Genomic DNA, 5,423 nt, shown 5'->3' on the forward strand with positions numbered 1-5,423 from the left:
ATCAAAACCTATAACCTGCACGCCAATTGTTACATCACCAAACCCGTTGACCTGGAACAATTTATGACCGTGGTCAAATCTGTTGAAGCCTTCTGGTTTAGTGTGGTCAAACTGCCGCCGGAATAAGCCCAAGCCTATGCACGCTCAAACCATTACCCTTTTGCTGGTTGAAGACAATCCCGGTGATGCCCGGCTGGTCAGAGAAATGCTGGCTGAAGGAGATACAAAATCTCCCTCAAACAGGTTCAATCTGACCCATGTCGAGCGTCTCAGCCATGCCCTCAACTGCCTGAGCGAAACTATATTTGACGTAATCTTGTTAGACCTATCGTTACCTGATGGGCATGGACTGAACACCGTTAGCCAGATGCGCCGGGCGGCCCCGGATATACCCATTGTGGTCATGAGCGGTTTAAGCGATGAAGTCCTGGCGGTTAAGGCCGTGCAAGAAGGCGCGCAAGACTATCTGGTCAAAGGGCATGTGGATGACTATTCGCTCACCCGCGCCCTGCGCTATGCCATTGAGCGTAAGCGCGTGGAAACCGCCGAACGCGAACAACGCGAATTGGCCGAAGCCCTGCGCGATATTATTGCCGCGCTAAACAGCACCCTGGACCTTGAGGAAGTGCTGAACCGTATTTTAAACAACGTGGGCCGGGTAGTGCCGCACGACACCGCCAACATTATGTTGATCGAGTCCGGTTTGGCCTATGTGGTTGGCGGCCGCGGCTACGCCGAAATTAAACGACCTTCAATGGTGGGCGCGCAATTTCAAATTGCCAATATGCCTACCTTGAGCCAAATGGCCAAAACCGGCCAGCCGGTTGTTATTTCCAACACCCAAAATGACCCGGCCTGGGTGGTTACCCCGGAAACGGATTGGATCCGTTCCTATGCCGGCACCCCTATCCAGATGCGCGAGGAAATTGTTGGTTTTGTTAACCTGGCCAGCGAAACGGTAGGTTTTTTCACCGATACCCACGCCAAACGCCTGCAAGCCTTTGCCGAACAGGCCGGGGTGGCCATTAGCAACGCCAGCTTATTGGAAGCGGAACGAGAACAGCGTTTGCTGGCCGAAACTTTAACTGAAGTGAGCCTGGCCCTGACCTCGCGGGTTAGCCACACAGAGGTGCTGGACGAAATTTTGCGTCAGGTCCAACGTCTGGCTCCTTACACGGCCGCCAACCTGATGCTGGTTGAAGGCGATACTTTGCGCATTGCTCGTTGGCAGGGCTACGAATCTTATGGCGGGCAAGAAACCTTCGCCAACCTGGTCCAACCTCTCACCGCCTTGCCCATAGATGCCGAAGTTATCCGATCCAGGCAGCCGGTCATCATTTCCAATACGCACCAAGACCCGCGTTGGGTTGTCTTTGACGAAACAGCGTGGATAAAATCAAATCTTATTGTGCCTATCTGCGTCCGCAATCGCGTGCTGGGGATATTGCGGCTGGACAGCGACACGGTTGACCATTTTTCCACTGAAGACGCCGAACGTCTACAACCCCTGGCCAATGCTGCCGCCGTTGCTCTGGAAAATGCCCTGTTATTTGATGCTGAAGCCCGCCGCCGGCGTGAGGCCGAAACTCTGCGTGAGGCTACGGTGGCCTTAACCTCGGCCCTGGACCTCAAACATGTGTTAGATAGTATCCTGATTCAACTCGAACAGGTTATCCCCTACAAAAGCGCCAGCGTGCTTCTGCTAGAAGAAGAAAACCTGCGCGTGGTGGCCGGCCGAGGATTCCAGAATCTGGAACAGGTGCTTAATTTTAGTTATCCGGTTGAGGACGATGCGCTTTTTAACGAAATGCGGCGCACCCAGTGGCCTATTTATTTACCCGACGCCCGCACCGACCCCCGGTATTCAGGTTGGGATGACACCGAAGTTTATGGCTGGATGGGTGTGCCTTTGATCGTCCGGCGTAAGGTTATTGGTTATCTCATGCTCAATGGCCGGCAGGTGGCTGCCTACGGCGAAGCTGAAGCCATTCTGGCCCAGGCCTTTGCCAGCCAGGCGGCAATAGCCATTGAAAACGCCCGGCTTTTTGAGCAAACCGAAACAGCCCTGGCCCAAACCGACGCCTTGTACCGCACGACGCGGGCCCTGATTGCCCCGGAAAGCCTGCCGGATTTGTTGCAAATCATCGTAAACAATATTGTTAAAAACTTGCCGGCCGATCGGGCTACGTTGATTACGTTTGACTTGGACGCCAAACAAGTAACTAATTTTGTTACGGCCGGTCCAGGCGCAGACCACGTAGTCCGGGTATCCTATGACGAACTCTGGAACGGGCTGACCGGCTGGGTAATGCGCCAATTACAACCGGCGCTATCGCCCAAAGAAATACCTGATGTGCGTGAAAGTCCAGCCGTACAACAGCGCCGCGCCGAAACAAATTGTGGGGCCATTCTGGTAGTGCCGCTGCGTTATCGAAACAAAACGTTAGGCACAATTACCGTTATCAACCGCCCCGACCAGCGAGATTTTACCGAGCAGGATTTGGCCCTATTGGTAGCCATGACCAACCAGGCGGCGGTGGCCATTGAGAACGTGCGCTTATTTGAAGCGGCCAAACAACACGTAGCCGAGTTAGTGGCCTTACGCCAGGCCAGCCTCAGTTTAACTTCCAGCCTGGAATTAAAAGCCGTGCTGGAAGCCATTTTGCAAAGCGCCATTATGCTCACCAGTTTGCAAGGCGCCCGAATTTACCTGTACCAGGATGATCAGCTCACTTTTGGCGCAGCCCTCTGGGTTGACGAACTGGACCATACCGTAGAAGAACCCTCGCCCAACGGCCTCACTTACACCGTGGCCCGTCAAGGCGAACCAATGGTGGTGTCTGATATTCAAAACCATCCCCTCTACGCTGATGCGCCGCCCGACCGGGCAGGCTCTGTGGTGGGCCTGCCGCTCAAAATTGGCAAGCGGGTGGTGGGCGTAATGAATGTTGAACACCCCCAACCGCGCACCTGGCCAGAGGATGAACTACGCATGCTGAACCTTTTGGCCGACCAGGCCGCGGTAGCTATTGAAAATGCGCGGCTGTACGAGCAAGCCCAACAAGAAATTACCGAACGCAAACGGATTGAGGCTAAATTAAATGCCTACCGCGAGCAATTAGAAATTTTGGTTTTGGAGCGAACCACCGAATTGGAACAGGCCATGGTAGAAGCGGCCGAAGCCCGAGACAAAATTGACGCCATTTTGCAATCCGTTGCCGACGGGCTGATTGTCACCGACCCGGACCACAAAGTTATTCTGGCTAACCCGGCCGCCGAAAAACTGCTTGGCTTTCGCCTGAAAGAGATGCTGGGCAGCGAGGTTGGCACCGGCATCAAAGATGACCGCCTGCGAGAAATGGTCCATTACGCTTTTGAGCAACGCAGCAGCGGCCTTGAGGTTGATCTTGAAACCCAAGAGCCGGGCGATCCCCGAAAAAAGGTGCTGCGGGCGCGAACAGCATTGGTGGATGATCGCCAGGGGCAGCCCTTGGGCACCGTCACCATTATCCAGGATGTAACCCGCCTGCGAGAGATTGACCGTTTAAAAACAGACCTATTGACCACTACGGCCCACGAGTTACGCACGCCGCTTACCTCTATTCTGGGCTTTAGTGAGATTCTGTTAAACCGCGATATGGTCAAAAATCGCCGCGAACACTACCTGAATCTGATTCACGAACAATCAAGCCACCTGGCCGGAATTGTCGCCGAACTGGTTGATATTGCCCGGATTGAAGCCGGGCGTGGCATAGACCTCAACCTGCAACAGATAAGTATAGCCAAACTGATGGCAGAAGTGGTGGAGATCTGTTCCGAAAAAGCAACCAGGCATACTATTCACCTGCAAGATTTATCAGCCTTACCCCCAATCCTGGGCGATCCTTTCCGCTTGACCCAAGTTGGACAGAATTTACTATTGAATGCCATCAACTATTCGCCTCCTGAAAGCGCCATCACCGTCAGGGGGCGGGTGATCCCCGGTTATATAGAAATTAGTATACAAGACCAAGGGGTTGGCATAACGCCGGAGCAACAGGAGCATCTGTTCAAGCCATTTTACCGGGCCCATGCCTCCGATACCGGCGTGGGTGGCACCGGCCTGGGCTTGGCTACCAGCAAGCTCATCATCGAGCAGCATGGGGGTGAGATTTGGCTGGAAAGCGAACCGAAGGTGGGGACAACGGTTTATTTCACTTTGCCTTTGCTTCCAGAAAACAAAGAAGCCGATTGATTGTCAGGTCGCCTCAGGGTAAAATATAAAGTGGAAAGTGAGCTCGGCTGAACGGCCATACCTAAAAATGTAGCCCCGGAAGTTGGGGAACGAGGGGGCTGGTAGTTACCTGAAAACAAAAACAAGATTTTAAATAGAGGAGCATCCTTAATGAAAAAAATCCTGATCGTAGATGACCAACTTGAAGTTCGGGAATTAGTGCAGGTTACCCTGGAAATTGGCAACTACCAGATTCTGGCTGCCGAAAATGGACAACAAGCCCTAGAAATAGCCCAAGCCGAACATCCCGACATCATCCTTTTGGACATTATGATGCCGGGCAGCAATGTAGATGGTTTGGAGGTATGCCGTCGTCTAAAAACAGACCCAACCACGGCCAATATAACCATTGTTATGCTTTCGGCCAAAGGCCAGGAAAGTGACATTGCGGCCGGCAGAGAAGCGGGCGCTGATGATTATTTCACCAAACCGTTTAGCCCTATTGCCCTGATTGAGAAGGTTGAAGAGGTAATGAACAATTAAGGCGCTGATAGGGGCAGCAACTCTACAAAAGTCACCTCACCGGTGACTTTTGTATGGGCAAAAGTTCTGGCCTGTTACCGTCTTGGTACTCCATATTTATGTAAGCAGGACAGACTTCCTATAGATTTTTTAAGTTTTAGATGTTATAATGGGCGCAAATATTGAAATTTTAACAATTAATAATTAAGGTAGGAGGAACTTTTATGCCTCGCCAAAAATCAATCCCTAGAACAGTTGAAGTTGGTGGAATGTCCTTAGACCTGGAAAACGCCTGCCTTAAAAAGAACGGCAGTCAGATTCATCTGACCCCCAAAGAAACCAAGTTAATGGCTCTGCTGATGCAAAATGTTGGCAAAGTGGTTAGCCGGAGCGAACTGATGCAAGAGGTCTGGAATACCGAATATCTGGGCGACACGCGCACTTTGGACGTGCATATCTGCTGGCTCCGTCAAAAAATCGAAGAGAATCCGCGCATTCCCGAACGTATTCTTACCCGCCGCGGCCAGGGCTACGAATTACGCCTTTCTTGACCTGTTTTTCCCAGAGGGAATAAATTATAACAAAAGGACCGGAATTTATTCCGGTTTTTTTGTTCAACACATTGCCTGGTTTTCGACTCAAAATCCGCCCCTGCCTGACAATGGCGCACCCGGCCCACCGATTTCAA

At 52.1% G+C, this 5,423-nt stretch carries 3 protein-coding genes; all 3 read left to right on the forward strand.

Annotation, left to right across the window (positions count from 1 at the left end; translation table 11 throughout):
* Positions 1-136 precede the first annotated feature (136 nt).
* Positions 137-4,234, forward strand: coding sequence for a GAF domain-containing protein (locus JW953_19540; protein MBN1994899.1), 4,098 nt, complete (start codon positions 137-139; stop codon positions 4,232-4,234).
* A gap of 150 nt (positions 4,235-4,384) precedes the next feature.
* A complete protein-coding gene (locus tag JW953_19545) occupies positions 4,385-4,756 on the forward strand; it encodes a response regulator (protein MBN1994900.1) in 372 nt (123 codons plus the stop codon).
* 203 nt (positions 4,757-4,959) lie between these two features.
* Positions 4,960-5,286: a winged helix-turn-helix domain-containing protein gene (locus JW953_19550; protein MBN1994901.1), complete on the forward strand. Its 327-nt coding sequence runs from the start codon at positions 4,960-4,962 to the stop codon at positions 5,284-5,286.
* The last annotated feature ends 137 nt before the right edge of the window (positions 5,287-5,423 follow it).

The organism is Anaerolineae bacterium, assembly GCA_016931895.1.
Lineage (GTDB): Bacteria > Chloroflexota > Anaerolineae > 4572-78 > J111 > JAFGNV01.